Genomic DNA, 14,204 nt, shown 5'->3' on the forward strand with positions numbered 1-14,204 from the left:
TTACAATTTATCATCGATAATTCTTGATAATCCCTACAGGTTCGGTAATCGAACAAAACTAGACTCTGAGCCCCATTCAGCCATGACGACGAACAAAGAGACAAGCCCCGCCGCCGACAGCTACAAAGGTGACCCGGATTACATGCAGTCGCTGGCCCGTGGCCTGCAAGTGATTACGGCTTTTTCAGACCGAAGACGGCCTTTGCGAGCAGCAGAAATTGCTCTGAAAACGGGCCTGGCGCGGGCGGTGGTTCAACGCTGCCTCTACACGCTGCAAGCCTTGGGTTATGCGGAACAAGAAGGTGCTTTCTGGAAGCTGCGCCCAGCGATTTTGCAGTTGGGCCATGCCTATTTTTCCTCAACGTCCATCGTCAGCCTGGCCCAACCCATACTGGATGATTTAAGTGACCGTGTCGGCGAGACCTGTGCTCTGGCTTTGCTGGATGGAGACGAAATTCTGTATCTGGCTCGTGCTCAGCGACAACGTGTTCTGACCGTGTCCCTGGGACTGGGAAGCCGCCTGCCTGCGCACTGCACTTCAATCGGACGCATGATGCTGTCCCAGCTTCCACAAAACAGGCTGGATGCGTATCTGGAACTGGCTCCCTTCAAGATCATGACGCAATACACCGCCCATACCCGCGAGGCTTTGCTACGCGAGTTAAAGCAGGTGCAGGAGAAGGATTACTCCTTGATCAAGGAGGAGCTGGAACTGGGTTTGACGGCGATTGGCGTGCCAGTACGCAGCGCCAGCGGACGTGTCGTCGCGGGGATGAGTATCAGCATCAAGGATTGGCAGGACTCTGAAGAAAAACTGATCCAGCGCTGCCTGCCCGAACTGCGTTCGAGCGCCAGGCAGCTAGGTTTGATGTTGCCAGCCTAAGGTGGGCGATCTGGCGATCAGGCAGGATTGAGCATGGTCAGTGCGCTGCTCAAGGCGTATTCCACGGCTTGCTGACGAATTTCAGCACGATCCCCGTTAAAAATACGGGCGGCTGCGCGGGTCACAATGCCATCGCCCCGGCGTTGCGCAAAACCAAAGCACACCAAGCCAACCGGTTTGCCCGGTGTGGCGCCATCAGGGCCAGCAATTCCCGTGGTGGAAATAGCCAATTCTGCATCGGCTGTGGCTTCCAGCGCCCCTGCCGCCATTTCCATCGCGGTTTCTTCACTGACCGCACCAAAACGGTCCAGGGTGTCCTGGTTCACGCCCAGCTCCTGCACCTTGGCCTTATTGCTATAGGTGACAAAACCGCGCTCAAACCAGGCACTGGAACCGGGCAAATCCGTCAGGGAAGCAGCCAGAAGGCCACCCGTACATGATTCGGCGCAGGCGACCATCCAGCCTCGATCTTTAAGGGCTCGTCCTAATTCCAGGGCGGCATTGCCATGCTCGTATTCGCTCATGAGAAGACTCCAAAACGTACCAAGACAGCCATCAGCAACAAGGTATAGCCTGCGGCCAGAAGATCGTCCCACATAACGCCAAAACCGTTATGCAGATGACGATCAAAATAGCGGATCGGCGCAGGTTTGAGAATATCAAAGAAACGAAATAACACGAATGCGATGCCCTGTGCCAGCCAGGTTTGCGGAATCAACCACAGCACCAGCCAGAAGGCGACCATCTCATCCCAGTTCATGCCGCTGTGATCGGACACGCCCAGATCGTACCCAGTGCGGTGGCACGCCCAGCAGCCAATGAAAAAAGTGACGGGCAGGAAGATCGCCATTTGCATGTCGGTCAGCACATGCAAACCCAAGACCCACAAAACCCAGGCCAGAACCGTACCCCAGGTTCCCGGCCCCGGACGCAATACGCCCGTACCGCCACCAAAGGCGATCAGACGCCAGGGCTTTTTAACCACCCAATCCAGGGTAGGACGCTGAATAGGATTTAAGGAAGGATCAGGAAATGTGCTCATGACACAGACTCAGCCACCAAAATGGTCGAAACCGCCCTGGGCAGGGGCAGGATGCAGACCCTGTTGATCACGCACATGAACCCCGTTGCCAGCGTGCATGGAGCCAATACGGCTTAGCTGAACGCCTTCGCGCTGGGCCAGCGCCATGATGGACTCCCGTTGTTGGGGAGCACCTGTAAAACACAGTTGAAAAACATCACCACCGACCAGGACTGCTTCACGTTGCAGCTCGGCAGGCAAACCTTGCAGGGATGGGTCCAGCGGCAAAGCATCCCAATCCAGATGGGCTGCGCATTGACTGGCTTTGGCGATATGGCCCAGATCTTGAACCAGGCCGTCAGAGACATCAATGGCCGCATGGGCCAAACCGGCCAGGGCATGGCCCAGACGATACGGAGGCCAGGGTTGCTCCAGAGCACCACGGCTGGCAGCCAGCCGCTGCGGATCAGCGCGAAGACGGCCTTGCAGGAGGCGCAAGGCAATATCTGCTGCTCCCAATGTGCCCGTCAACCAGATATCGTCACCAGCTTGGGCGGCACTGCGTTGCAAAGCTTGCCCTGCCGGGACTTCACCCAGAACGGTAATACTGATGACCACGCCCTGCTTGCTGCGCGTGGTGTCTCCACCGATCAAGGGGCATTGCGCCTGATCAGCCAGTTGGAACAAGCCATTTGAGAACGCTTCCAGCCATTCGGGTCGGACTTCAGGCATGGACAAGCCCAGGAGGCAAGCTCGTGGTTTGGCCCCCATCGCACCCAGGTCCGACAGATTCACGGCCAGTGCTTTATGCCCGAGCAGAAAGGGATCAACGTCAGGAAAGAAATGCTGCCCCTCGATCAGAAGATCGACGCTGCTGGCCAGTTGCCAGCCCGGCTTCGGGGTGAAAAGTGCGCAATCGTCACCCACTCCCAAATATCCTTCGGGAGCGGGGCGATTGAAATACTGCTGGATAAGACCGAACTCGTTCAGCACGGCACGCCCCGTTTTAGCGGCGGGCCTGCTTGGCAACTTCAGGAGCGCGTACGTCGGCAGCCAGCTTGTCCAGCACGCCGTTAACGAATTTAAAGCCGTCGGTACCGCCAAAGGATTTGGCCAGTTCGACTGCTTCGTTAATGGCAACGCGGTATGGCACTTCTACGTGATGCACCAGTTCGTAGCTGCCAATCAGCAAGATGCCGTGCTCGATGGGAGAGAGCTCTTCCAAAGGGCGGTCAACATAAGGCAAAAAGCGTTCGCGCAGCACTGGGGCTTCGCGCATTACGCCGAACAGCAAGGTTTTGAACCAGGCTGCATCAGCTTCGCCAAACTCCTCGTCGCCCCGGATATGGGCGTCGATGGAGGTGGCTTCCTGCAGGCCATCTGCCCCTCGCAAAAGCCAGGAGTAGATGCCCTGCAGGGCAAATTCGCGCGAGCGGCGGCGCGCGGATCGTCCGTTGGCCTTGCTGGCCGGGACTTTATTTGTCGTCGTCAAGATCTTCGTCCTCGTAATCTTCGTCCTCATCGTCGTCCAGCTCGGGTTCGAGGACGGCGATAAGATTGCCCAGCTCGACCGCCGTACGGGCGCAATCGCGACCTTTTTCAGCGGCACGAATTTCAGCCTGTTCATCTGTGTTGGTGGTCAGTACACCGTTAGCAACCGGAATGCCGGTAGCTAGGGAGACTTGTGTAATAGCCGAAGCGCTTTCGTTGCTGACCACTTCAAAGTGGTAGGTATCGCCACGGATGACGGCACCCAGTGCGATCAGAGCATCGAATTCGCCTGTTTCGGCCATTTGGCCCAGAGTAATACCCAATTCCAGCGCGCCAGGAACGGACAGAACCGTCACATCACGCTCGTCCACACCCAAGGCTTCCAGCTCTTTCAAGCAAGCTTCCAGTTCGGTCAGGCCGATGGATTCGTTGAAACGTGCACGCACAATACCAATGTGCAGACCTTCCCCGTTCAGGTCAGGGGTAACAATGTAAGGATTCATGTTGGAAGCTCCGCTTAGGATTGAGAATCTGGTTCGCTATGGTAACCCGTCACGGTCAATGCAAACCCGGCCATGCTTGGCATTTTACGTGGTCGCGACATCAAACGGGCTTTGCCAACATTGAGGTCACGCAAAATCTGTGCACCAATTCCATAAGTGCGCAAATCATTGCGGCTGGGGCGACCGCGTGGAGTCTGTGCCGGGCTGTCTTCACTCCAGGCGTGAATCTGCTCGAAACTCTCTTCTTCGGAGTTCTGGCAGTTCATCAGCAACACGACGCCGCTGTCGGATTTGGCGACAGTGCGCAGTGCCGTCGGCAGGGTCCAGCTATGGCCGACGCTATCTTCAACCAGGACGTCCAGAACCGTGGTGGGTTCGTGCACACGCACCAGCGTTTCAACATCAGGGCTGATTTGGCCGTGGACCAGTGCCAGATGCAAACCGCCGGAAGACAAGTCGCGGTAAGCATGGCACTCGAATTCGCCGTAAGGAGTCTTGACGGGTTTCTTGTGCAGACGCTCGATCATGGATTCATGTTCGCTGCGGTACTGAATCAGATCCGCAATGGTGCCCACCTTGATGCCGTGTTCGCGGGCAAACACCAGCAAATCGGGCAAACGGGCCATGGAGCCATCGGGATTCAGCACTTCGCAAATAACGGCGGCCGGAGTCAAGCCTGCCATCGCGGTCAGATCGCAACCAGCTTCGGTGTGACCGGCACGAACCAGCACGCCACCTTTGGCCGCTTTCAGCGGGAAAATGTGACCAGGTTGAACCAGATCAATCGGACGCGCATCGCGCGCAACCGCCGCTTGCACGGTGCGGGCACGGTCAGCAGCGGAGATACCAGTTTCCACGCCTTCAGCCGCTTCAATCGACACCGTGAAGTTGGTGCCAAAGCGCGTACCGTTGCGGGTAGCCATCAAAGGCAGGTCCAGTTGGCGGCAACGCTCTTCGGTCAGGGTCAGGCAAACCAGACCACGACCATGTGTCACCATGAAGTTGATCGCTTCGGCATTCACGAATTCAGCGGCCATGACCAGGTCGCCTTCGTTTTCGCGGTCCTCTTCGTCAACCAGAATAACCATGCGCCCTGCGCGCAGCTCTTCAACAATCTCTGGAACGGGAGCGATTGGACTGGCGCCCAGTTGACCAGCGTCGGACTGAATTTCTTGATTCATCGTGCTCTTTGCTCAGACAGATAATAATTAAGACCATTTTACGACACCCAGGCCCCGGCGGGCAGCTTCATTAGTCGGTACACTTGAAGACCGTGCCAAACCGCCCCAAGCCCCTATGACCGAACCCATTTTGCCTGCTCTGGACGAAAAACGTCGCCGTATCCAATCCATTGAAACGGGTTTTGGCCTGTTGAAGGTACTGGTAGACAGCGGCCAGCCCATGATGTTGCGCGATCTGGCGACCCAGGCGGGCATGAGCTCAGCCAAAGCCCACCCCTACCTGGTCAGCTTTACCAATGTAGGACTGGTACAACAGGCACCCGCTACCGGTTTGTACGAACTGGGGCCCTTTGCCTTGCAGATGGGCCTGGTCAGCCTGCAAAGCCAGAACCCGGTCAAGATTGCCCTGCCACTGGTACAGTCCTGGGCCTCACGCATTGGGCATACACTGGGTTTGGCCGTGTTGGGGTCACATGGCCCCACGATGGTGCATATCAGCGAGGCCAGCTACCCGGTCCACGTCAATATGCGCTGCGGCACGGTGATGTCCATGTTGCATACGGCCACCGGCCACGTCTTTGCCGCCTGGCTGCCGCCGGAAGTCGCTCGCCACTATATTGAGCGTGAAGCGGGCGACAGCGCTGTGGTCACCAGTATCAGCCCCTTGCGCCCCAGCCCTATAGAACTGGCGGCCATGCTGGAGAAAATCCGCGAGCAAGGCGTGGCCCAGGCACTGGGCAACCCCCTGCCCGGCATCGATGCTTTGTCCGTGCCTGTGTTTGATCATTCCGGACAGATTGTGCTGGCCCTGACCAGCCTGGGCCCCAGCACCCTGTTTGATGCCAGTATCGACAGCCCTATCCTGGCGCAGTTGCGACAGTGCGCCAACAGCATTTCACATCAGTTGGGCTGGCGCGAGCCACTGGGCACCCCCCCTTTATAAAACTTGACATGACTACACACATTTCCAGGGGTGTGACCACTTCAAGTTTGGCCGGTTTACATGCAAAATAATCGTTTTATCCGCCCACCTGTTGTGGGCGACATCTCGAGTGCGATGCTGTGCTAGAACAAGAGCTGAAATTTTTTGTGCCCGAGAGTGCCCGTCCCGGTTTGTTGACCGCTTTTGACGTTGTACGCACGGGTAGCATTACCTTAAACGCCATCTACTTTGATACGCCCGAACGCGATCTGGCGCGGACCAGTATCGCCCTGCGTTTGCGCAAGGAAGGCGAGCAGTGGGTGCAGACTGTCAAACTACCCGGTCCTGACACCCTGTCCCGAATTGAAATCAATCACTCCCGGCCTGGCCCGGAACTGGATCTGGAGCTGTATCAAGGCACGGCCGCCTACGCTGTGCTGGCCCCGTATGCTCAACAGATCCAGGCCCGTTACCAGACCCGAATACAGCGCGAGCTGGCGCTGATCAAGCAAGGCCAATCGGAGCTGGAGCTGGCCTACGATGTAGGTCACATCGAATCCAATGGCTTGAAGCTGCTGGTTAACGAGCTGGAAATTGAGCTGATCAGCGGTGAGAGCCTGACCATGTTTGAGGTCGGCCAACGCTGGCTGTACAAGCATGGCTTGATTCTGGAGATGCGCAGCAAATCCGAACGAGGCGATGCACTGGCCAGTCTGGCAGATCGCCGCCGGGCCAAATCCGAGAGCCTGGACCTGTCGCCCGAGCAAGTGGCGGCCGCTTTGACGCGCAAAGCCTACGATCTGCCCAAACCACATTTTGTTGATACCGAAGATCTGGAGCAGTTTTACAGCCTGAGCGCGACCATGAGCCTGGAGCAAGTGATCCGCAATGCCGCCCTGCTGGCGGGGGTGGATGGCATACGCCCGGACTCCTCCCGTCAGGCCGACTATCTGGCCTTGATGCGCGTAGGTCTGCGCCGTCTGCGCTCCTGCCGCAAGCTGTTCAAAATGTGGCTGTCGGCTAGCGAAGGCTATGCCAACACCCGTCTGACACACTATTTTGGCCTGTTTGGTCAGGCGCGCGATCAGGATCTGGTGCATCTGGAGATCACCCCCTTGCTGTTGCAGGCGGGCATGCCCGGCCCGGCGCCAGAGCCCGCACCTGCACATCTTGAGCATGACCCGGTCCAACTGGCCAGCGCCGCCGAGTTTCAATCTTTGCTATTAAGTAATCTGCAAAGCCTGATTTGTGGCCCCACGCTGGAGCTGCAAAGTGCGCCACAAGCCGAGCATCTGGTTGAAGCACGCATCAGCCGTTGGTTCCAGACTATTCAACTACGCAGCCAGCGCTTCGCCCAGATCAGCCAGGACAAGCAGCACCGGCTGCGCAATCGCATCAAAAGCCTGCGTTACTGCCTGGAGTTTTTACCCAGCGCTGCTGATAAACAAGGGCTGCACCGAGTCTTGCGAGAATGTCAGGCCTTGATTGGCGCCGTTACCGATGTGGATGTAGCACTGGACTGGTACGCCCAACATGCCGCCAACCCTGAGCAGGCGCAATTTGCACGCGACTGGTTAACCCATGCCCGCCAAGGCCGTGCTGCCCATGCCCAACATGCGCTCAATGCTTTGGATCAACATCAACCGCAAACCGAGTTGCTACGGCGCTAAACGGTAAGGATCCCCAAGCTACGCCCAAGGCTTGTTGCCCCCCCCCCTAAAGAGACGCTTTTCACCGGGGGCGCCGAGCCTTAGGGCTGTCCGGCGGTCAAAAAAAAACAAAAAACCGGCGATACCTTCAGAGGCATCGCCGGTTTTTTTATAGCCAGGCTTGGCCTTAAGCGTTCATACCCAACAAGGCGGATGCAAATTCACGGGCGACAAAGGCCTGCAGATCCTGCATGCCCTCGCCCACACCAATCCAGTAAACCGGGATGGGACGTACGCCCTGGGCGCAGGCAGCCACTGCTGCCAGCGTACCGCCCTTGGCCGTACCATCCAGTTTGGTAACAACCAGGCCAGTCAAGCCCAAGGCCGCGTCAAAAGCGCGGATTTGCGAAATCGCGTTCTGGCCGGTATTCCCGTCAACAACCAGCAGAATTTCGTGAGGGGCCTGGCCGTCTGCCTTGCCAATCACGCGTTTGATCTTCTTGAGCTCTTCCATCAAGTGCAACTGAGTCGGCAAGCGGCCAGCCGTATCCACCATGACCACACCCATATCGCGGGCACGGCCTGCGTGTACGGCGTCGAAAGCCACTGCCGCCGGGTCGCCGCCATCTTGAGCAATAACGCTGACGTTGTTGCGGGTGCCCCACTCGATCAACTGTTCACGAGCCGCGGCACGGAAGGTATCACCGGCGGCCAGTAGGACTTTGGCGCCCTGCTCCTGGAAGGTATGAGCCAGTTTGCCGATGGACGTGGTTTTACCCGCGCCGTTCACACCAGCAATCATGACGACCAAGGGCTTGCTGGAGCCCAGCGGAAAGGATTTCTCCAAAGGCTTCAAGTGATCCGTCAGGATGTCACAGAGGATTTGTTTGACCTGTGCGGCCTCGGTCACTTTTTCTTTGCGGACACGAGCACGCAAAGCGGTGATCAGCTTTTCTGTTGCTTCCACACCGGCGTCTGCCATCAACAGGGCATCTTCCAGTTCCTCAAACAGAGCTTCATCAACCTTGGCGCCGACGAACAGGCTGCTAAGGCTTTGACCCGTACGCGACAAACCTTGCTTCAGGCGGGACATCCAGGAGGTCTTGGCAACCACAGGAGCCTGCGCTTCTGGCTCTGGAGCTCGTACCGGCTCGGGCTCTGGCTCTGGTTCTGGGGCCGGGGCCGGGGCAGGCACTGGTTCAGGTACAGGTGTGGGTGCTGGCGTCGGCACAACCTCCGGTTCCGGTACAGGGACCACAACCGGCTCTGGCGCTGGCACTACCTCAGGTTCTGGAATCGGCGCAATCTCAGGCACAGGAGCCGGAGTCGGCTCTGGCACCGGCACAATTTCAGGCTCAGGTACGGGCACTACCTCTGGCTCAGGAGCAACTTCAGGCACGAAGGCAGGAGCAGGCTCCGACACAGGAGCTACTTCAGGTGCAGGAGCGGGCACAGGAACGCTGGCAGGCGCAGGCGGTGGCACCTCCAGCGGCGAGGGCGTAGACTCGGAGGCGGCTTGATGTTCAGCCTGGCTTTCAGATTTGCCATCCTGAACCGCAGCAGGCTGCACGGCCGGTGGCGTCACCGGTGCACTGGGTTCCTGCCTGGCAGCGGGAGATGGGGGCGCCGAGTCGGCCTGAGGCTCGGACTGGGCAGGAGAAAGCGGCTCGGTCAGCTCCGTAGGAGTGGCTTGCGGCTCTGGCTTGGCCTTCTTTCTTTTAAAAAAACTGAACATACGATTTACACTAGAAAATTCTGTTGAATGACCACATTATCCGATCAAAGCGCGAATGAGAAAACATGCTGTCCGTATTGTAGGTGGTGATTACCGCCGCACACCGATTTCAGTTGTCGATGCACCCGGCCTGCGGCCTACCCCGGATCGTGTGCGTGAAACCCTGTTTAACTGGCTTAACCACTTCTGGGGCGCGCAGTTCAGCGATAAAAACGTACTGGACCTGTTTGCGGGCAGTGGCGCTCTGGGTTTTGAAGCAGCCTCGCGCGGTGTGGCCTTTGTACAAATGGTGGAGCGTCACGCTCCCGCTGTTGCCAATTTGCGCGCCCTGCGCACCAAGCTTAAAGCCGAACACGTCCGTATCCATGCAGGTGACGCCCTCCATATTCTGGAGCGCAGCCAGATGCGCTACGATCTGGTCTTCATAGACCCGCCTTTTGCGCGCGACTGGATGGAACGTATCTGGCCCTTGCTGCCCAATGTGCTGGCACCGGACGCACTGGTTTACATTGAGTCCGAAACCCCTATACAAGCCCCAGATCAATACGGGATACTACGACAGGATAAGGCAGGGCAGGTACATTATCATTTGTTGCGATTTGCTGCGATGCAAAAAACAGTCAATAATGCCGAATTTTCCGGGACGCCTGCGCCGCTCCCCCCGGACTCCGACCTGCCAACTTGAACCATTTACGCGGATGCACCATGATCACTGCTGTTTACCCCGGCACCTTCGACCCCCTGACCCGAGGCCATGAAGACCTGGTCCGGCGAGCCGCCAACCTTTTCGATCACGTTGTGGTCGGTGTGGCCTCCAGCCAGAACAAGCGCCCTTTCTTCACGGTTGAAGAGCGTGTTGAGATCGCTTCCGAAGTGCTCAGCCACTATCCCAACGTGGAAGTAAAAAGCTTTTCCGGCCTGCTCAAGGACTTTGTACGCGAACAAAATGGTCGCGTTATCGTACGTGGCCTGCGCGCCGTATCTGATTTTGAATATGAATTCCAAATGGCTGGCATGAACCGCCACCTGCTGCCTGAAGTCGAGACCATGTTCATGACTCCTTCGGACCAGTACCAGTTCATCTCCGGCACCATCGTGCGCGAGATTGCCATTCTGGGTGGCGATGTAGGCAAATTTGTCTTCCCGTCCGTGGAGCGCTGGCTACAAACCAAGGCCAAAGAACGCAAGCAACAAGCGGTTTCAGCCACCTGAACTCGCCCTGCGTAGCGGTCCGTACTACACTGTAAGGTGACCGACTGGTCAAATTCCAAGACCACGCTTATCAGGACACTGCGCTATGGCACTGCACATTACAGAAGAATGTATTAACTGCGACGTTTGTGAGCCGCAGTGCCCTAACCTGGCTATTTACATGGGTGAGGAGATCTACGAGATCAATCCCAACCTGTGTACAGAATGCGTTGGCCACTTTGATGAGCCACAGTGCGTCGTGGTGTGCCCGGTTGAATGTATCGAGATTCACCCTCAGCACCAGGAGAGCCAGGAAACCTTGCTGGCCCGCTATCACCGGCTGCAATCCGAGCCCACGACCTGATTGGAATCACAAAAAAAGCCCTGCCATGAGCAGGGCTTTTTTATATGCAGATGGACATGACAGCCAACACTGCGTTAAGCCGACTCCGGCAAACGCTTTAACAAACGCAGCGGCTGGCCTGCGTAGCGCGTAAACCACTCTGCAGGCAAATCCCCTTCATCGACCAATTGCACGGACTGACCATTCTCCTGCCAGGTGGAGAAGGAATCAGGATCGTCCTCGATCACATCCGCTTCTATATCCAGACGCAACATGCCGGGAGCACGCAGTACCAGTTGGCCAAAACGCAGCTCTATGCTCAGTTCTGACAAGGTGGGCAGCGCATCGGCTGCCAGAACCTGCCCCTGCTCGTTACCCAGTACCCAACGCCCCGTACAGGCCAGCGCCTTGCTATCACTCAAGGCCGGGCCACCTTGCAATAGATAGACCGCATCCTGAGAGACTACCGTGTTCATGACTGGGCCTGTGCTCATGGCTTGAACCATTGCTTCATGGCCTCGCCCACGGTTTGCGGGACTTTGGCGCCCAGCTCGTCCTTGATGATCTGCTTTACCTCGGACTTGACGTCAACATTGGCATTATTCTTGGCTTCCGTGGCCTGCTGGCTCAACAAATCCAGCAAACCGTCTTGCAGCGCCTTTTTGATCGATGTGCTGGCAATTTCTTTCCATTGAATCTGGTAGGACAACTCGGCCCAAGGACCAGAAATATGGATAGGAATCAGGACATTGCGCAGATCCTGGAAGGATTTACGTTCCTCGGCGGCCAGATTGTTATGGTTCAAGCGCGCCTGCAAAGTCACATCCGCCTGTTGCGTCACCAAATCCAGTATGGAGCCTTTCGCGGTTGTGACCGTCAGAATCGGGGTCGTAGCGCGGAAGTTGCGGAAACTGGCTTGCCCTTTCTTGATATCCAGGCTGCCTTGCAGACGGCTCAGAACAGTACGACGCAAGGGGTCTGACTCTGGCAATAGCAAGGGAATCTGACCACTAAAGGCATTGCGTACCGCTTCGTTGATATCGCGCACGCTCTGGTCCAGATCAACGCTGCGCCAGCTACCTTCGTGCAAATCTACGGTCAGCCCGCCTTCCAGGGCATTCAGACGCTCTTCTTGTGTGGCACCTTGCGCCTTCAAGTTCAAGTCCACATTGCCCTTGCCTGCCAGATAATCGTTGCCGAAGGCATCCAGCAAGAGCGAACCCACTTGCATTTGCTGCAACTTCAAACCCAGTTCAAAACGCTTGCCGGGCTCGACCTTGGCCTTGGCCTGAAGCTGGCCTTCATAGGCCTGTGCATTGAACTGCGACAGATTAATGAGCTGACCTTGATTCTTGACCTGCGCCTTGACCTGCTCCAGCACCACACCCAGGCTGCGGAGTTTCTCAATTTCAAAACGCAGATCAAACGTCAGCGCATCCAGCCAAGCGTAAGACGATTCCTCGGTAGCAGGTTCTTCGGCTTCAGGAGTAGCTTCTGCTTGCTCTGCCTTGGGCTGCTCCGCCTGCTCAGCCTCTTCAGCGGCGGGCTCCTGCTCCGACTCAGCAGCCGCTTCTGGTGCTTCGGCAGCGGGTTCAGGATCAATCGGGGTGACAACTTCTGGAGCGGTCGCCCAGAAAATGGAGCGCAACTCGTCCAGATCCAGCCTGTCTGCCTTCAGCACTGCCGCCAGCAAAGGACCTTTACCCTTGTCTTGCAGTGTCAGGTCCAGACTACCCTGGGCCTGCTCGGTGCTGCTGCTTAGCTGTGCGCTGTATTCCTGTTTGCCTTTATTCAAATCCGCCTGACCCGTGACAGGCATCTCAAAGCGGCTGCCCGCATCGGCCTCGTCCTCAACTCGCACATTGGCTTGAATATCCGGCAAACGCAGCCACTCATTGGAGGGTTGCCATTGCAAGGGCGAAGCTGCCTTCAATTGAGCGACACGGCTACCTTGCTTTAGCGCCCCTTCCAGCTTGGCCTGCTCAAACAACAGTTCCTGACTGTTGCCGGACAAACCTTGCAGGGTCAGGCCCAGCCCCAACACCTTGGGACCGCTGACTTTCAGGCTGGCGACTACGGGCGCACCTTCAGCTTCGGCGGGCGAAACCTGAATACGCGGAACGTCTAAAGCCAAGTCCAGATTCTGGTCTTCATTCTTGCCGCGGACGCGCAGCGCCAGTTTCTCGAAAGAAACCAAGTCACTAAAGCTGTCGATCTGCATCTTGGGCGTGTTCAGCGAGGCATTCAAATCGCTGACCGGGTAAGCGCCCAGCCACTGGCCCTGCAATTGTGTATCCAGATTTGTGGCGCTGAACTGACGCTGGGCAGACTTATAGGTCACATTGCCTTTAAGCGTCAGGCTTTGCGCCTGCAGCTCGTCCAGATTACCCACAAAGCTCAAGTTCAGTTTTTGTGCACCATAGGATTTGGACGCAGGGTCCAGGCTCAATTGCCCTTGTCCTTCCAGAACGCCATCGGCCACGGGGTAATCCCCGGACAGACGGCTCTTGAAGGCCACATCAAAGGGCTGACCAAAGGTCATGCGGCCTGTGTTCACTTCCAGTTGCAACAAACGGCCAATCATATTGCTGCGTTTGCTGAAGTAATGGATTTCACCGCCCTTCAAGCTAAGACCAGCGATATCAATCTGAAAATCCGTCTCGCTGCCGGAGCGCTTGGCAATCAATTCCGGGACAGGCAAGGATTCGGGGGCGGGCTCGGCAGGTTTATCCTGCGGGGCCTCGGCCGCTTGAGCGGCGGGCAGCAAGGACACGCCAGAGCGGGCAACAGGCAGTTGGGGACCGGCAGGCGGGGCTTGCAACAAGTCATCAAAATTGAGCTTGCCGTTTTCATCGCGCACAATCCAGGCCTTGAAGCCTGTGACCGCCACGTGGTCTACCACCAAACGGTTATTGATCAAGGGCCACAAGGCCACCGCAAAACGGGCACTTTCCAAAGAGGCGAAAGGATCTTCCGAATTACGGTCAGACAGGGACAGCCCCTGCACGGACAGGCCGATGCGGGGAAAGAGAGAAAGTTCGATATCACCGTCAATCTTGAGCGTACGTTGATACTTTTGCTGGACGATGTCTGCCAGCTTCTGTTTGTACGAATTGGGATTGAATGTCAGCAGGAAAATTGCCCCGCCAACCACTGTGACAATAGCCAAAACGACGAGGCTGAATAAGCCCCGCTTAAACCATACTTTCATGTAAGCCTCTAGGACCTCGGGGAAGGATGCAACACGCCATCTGCCCGGATACGAAATGCTAACCCATGTAGGGC

Annotated in this window: 15 protein-coding genes; 6 read left to right on the forward strand and 9 right to left on the reverse strand. The window is 57.0% G+C overall.

All coding sequences use genetic code 11. The features are described 5' to 3' along the window. The first annotated feature begins 82 nt into the window (after positions 1-82). Entirely contained in the window at positions 83-883 is an 801-nt protein-coding gene (locus JYG33_RS09475; RefSeq protein WP_207871893.1) for an IclR family transcriptional regulator C-terminal domain-containing protein, read from the forward strand. Positions 884-900: 17 nt separating this feature from the next. Here the strand turns inward: JYG33_RS09475 and JYG33_RS09480 are convergent, their stop codons facing one another. From JYG33_RS09480 to ribBA, 6 genes are read right to left on the reverse strand one after another with little or no spacing between them, the layout of a single operon-like run. Continuing rightward, complete coding sequence (locus JYG33_RS09480) at positions 901-1,407, reverse strand: nicotinamide-nucleotide amidohydrolase family protein (protein ID WP_207871895.1); 507 nt, start codon at positions 1,405-1,407, stop codon at positions 901-903. Next, entirely contained in the window at positions 1,404-1,925 is a 522-nt protein-coding gene (locus JYG33_RS09485; RefSeq protein ID WP_207871897.1) for a phosphatidylglycerophosphatase A, read from the reverse strand. The genes JYG33_RS09480 and JYG33_RS09485 overlap by 4 nt, the downstream gene beginning before the upstream one ends. Before the next feature lie 9 nt (positions 1,926-1,934). Then, positions 1,935-2,897 (reverse strand): thiamine-phosphate kinase, encoded by a 963-nt coding sequence (gene thiL, locus JYG33_RS09490; RefSeq protein WP_207875801.1) that lies wholly within the window; start codon positions 2,895-2,897, stop codon positions 1,935-1,937. Positions 2,898-2,910: 13 nt separating this feature from the next. Continuing rightward, positions 2,911-3,396 (reverse strand): transcription antitermination factor NusB, encoded by a 486-nt coding sequence (nusB, locus tag JYG33_RS09495; RefSeq protein WP_009454782.1) that lies wholly within the window; start codon positions 3,394-3,396, stop codon positions 2,911-2,913. Beyond that, a complete protein-coding gene (gene ribH / locus JYG33_RS09500; protein ID WP_009454781.1) occupies positions 3,380-3,898 on the reverse strand; it encodes a 6,7-dimethyl-8-ribityllumazine synthase in 519 nt (172 codons plus the stop codon). Before ribH ends, nusB begins: the two co-directional genes overlap by 17 nt. Before the next feature lie 14 nt (positions 3,899-3,912). Next, positions 3,913-5,079 carry a bifunctional 3,4-dihydroxy-2-butanone-4-phosphate synthase/GTP cyclohydrolase II gene (gene ribBA / locus JYG33_RS09505; protein ID WP_207871899.1) on the reverse strand — a complete coding sequence of 389 codons (1,167 nt, stop codon included), beginning with the start codon at positions 5,077-5,079 and terminating at the stop codon, positions 3,913-3,915. A gap of 115 nt (positions 5,080-5,194) precedes the next feature. On the opposite strand from ribBA, the gene JYG33_RS09510 reads away from it, so the two are divergent. Further along, positions 5,195-6,022, forward strand: coding sequence for an IclR family transcriptional regulator (locus JYG33_RS09510; protein ID WP_207871901.1), 828 nt, complete (start codon positions 5,195-5,197; stop codon positions 6,020-6,022). 119 nt (positions 6,023-6,141) lie between these two features. Continuing rightward, positions 6,142-7,671, forward strand: a complete 1,530-nt coding sequence (locus tag JYG33_RS09515; protein ID WP_207871903.1) for a CHAD domain-containing protein — start codon at positions 6,142-6,144, stop codon at positions 7,669-7,671. Between the two features lie 166 nt (positions 7,672-7,837). Here JYG33_RS09515 and ftsY read toward each other — a convergent pair whose 3' ends face one another. Next, entirely contained in the window at positions 7,838-8,908 is a 1,071-nt protein-coding gene (ftsY, locus tag JYG33_RS09520; RefSeq protein ID WP_347708950.1) for a signal recognition particle-docking protein FtsY, read from the reverse strand. Between the two features lie 532 nt (positions 8,909-9,440). Between ftsY and rsmD the strand changes: the two genes are divergently transcribed. The 3 genes from rsmD to JYG33_RS09535 all read left to right on the forward strand — a co-directional run bounded on the left by rsmD (position 9,441) and on the right by JYG33_RS09535 (position 10,940). Then, entirely contained in the window at positions 9,441-10,070 is a 630-nt protein-coding gene (gene rsmD / locus JYG33_RS09525) for a 16S rRNA (guanine(966)-N(2))-methyltransferase RsmD (RefSeq protein ID WP_207871905.1), read from the forward strand. A 20-nt stretch (positions 10,071-10,090) separates the two neighbouring features. After that, complete coding sequence (gene coaD / locus JYG33_RS09530) at positions 10,091-10,597, forward strand: pantetheine-phosphate adenylyltransferase (RefSeq protein WP_207871907.1); 507 nt, start codon at positions 10,091-10,093, stop codon at positions 10,595-10,597. 85 nt (positions 10,598-10,682) lie between these two features. Beyond that, a complete protein-coding gene (locus JYG33_RS09535) occupies positions 10,683-10,940 on the forward strand; it encodes a YfhL family 4Fe-4S dicluster ferredoxin (RefSeq protein ID WP_207871909.1) in 258 nt (85 codons plus the stop codon). A gap of 74 nt (positions 10,941-11,014) precedes the next feature. On the opposite strand, the gene JYG33_RS09540 is transcribed toward JYG33_RS09535, so the two are convergent. Then, positions 11,015-11,413, reverse strand: coding sequence for an MOSC N-terminal beta barrel domain-containing protein (locus JYG33_RS09540; protein WP_207871911.1), 399 nt, complete (start codon positions 11,411-11,413; stop codon positions 11,015-11,017). Continuing rightward, the gene (locus JYG33_RS09545) at positions 11,410-14,130 is read right to left on the reverse strand and encodes an AsmA family protein (protein ID WP_207871913.1); all 2,721 of its coding nucleotides are present in this window, start codon (positions 14,128-14,130) and stop codon (positions 11,410-11,412) included. The genes JYG33_RS09540 and JYG33_RS09545 overlap by 4 nt, the downstream gene beginning before the upstream one ends. Between the last annotated feature and the right edge of the window lie 74 nt (positions 14,131-14,204).

The organism is Alcaligenes sp. SORT26 (assembly GCF_017377875.1).
Lineage (GTDB): Bacteria > Pseudomonadota > Gammaproteobacteria > Burkholderiales > Burkholderiaceae_B > Alcaligenes > Alcaligenes parafaecalis.

Coding starts and splice junctions, on each gene's coding strand:
- coaD (WP_207871907.1), top strand. CDS start 10,091: ATGATCACTGCTGTTTACCCCGGCACCTTCGACCCCCTGACCCGAGGC.
- JYG33_RS09480 (WP_207871895.1), bottom strand. CDS start 1,407: ATGAGCGAATACGAGCATGGCAATGCCGCCCTGGAATTAGGACGAGCC.
- JYG33_RS09535 (WP_207871909.1), top strand. CDS start 10,683: ATGGCACTGCACATTACAGAAGAATGTATTAACTGCGACGTTTGTGAG.
- JYG33_RS09545 (WP_207871913.1), bottom strand. CDS start 14,130: ATGAAAGTATGGTTTAAGCGGGGCTTATTCAGCCTCGTCGTTTTGGCT.
- rsmD (WP_207871905.1), top strand. CDS start 9,441: ATGAGAAAACATGCTGTCCGTATTGTAGGTGGTGATTACCGCCGCACA.
- JYG33_RS09510 (WP_207871901.1), top strand. CDS start 5,195: ATGACCGAACCCATTTTGCCTGCTCTGGACGAAAAACGTCGCCGTATC.
- ribH (WP_009454781.1), bottom strand. CDS start 3,898: ATGAATCCTTACATTGTTACCCCTGACCTGAACGGGGAAGGTCTGCAC.
- JYG33_RS09485 (WP_207871897.1), bottom strand. CDS start 1,925: ATGAGCACATTTCCTGATCCTTCCTTAAATCCTATTCAGCGTCCTACC.
- ribBA (WP_207871899.1), bottom strand. CDS start 5,079: ATGAATCAAGAAATTCAGTCCGACGCTGGTCAACTGGGCGCCAGTCCA.
- JYG33_RS09540 (WP_207871911.1), bottom strand. CDS start 11,413: ATGAGCACAGGCCCAGTCATGAACACGGTAGTCTCTCAGGATGCGGTC.
- JYG33_RS09475 (WP_207871893.1), top strand. CDS start 83: ATGACGACGAACAAAGAGACAAGCCCCGCCGCCGACAGCTACAAAGGT.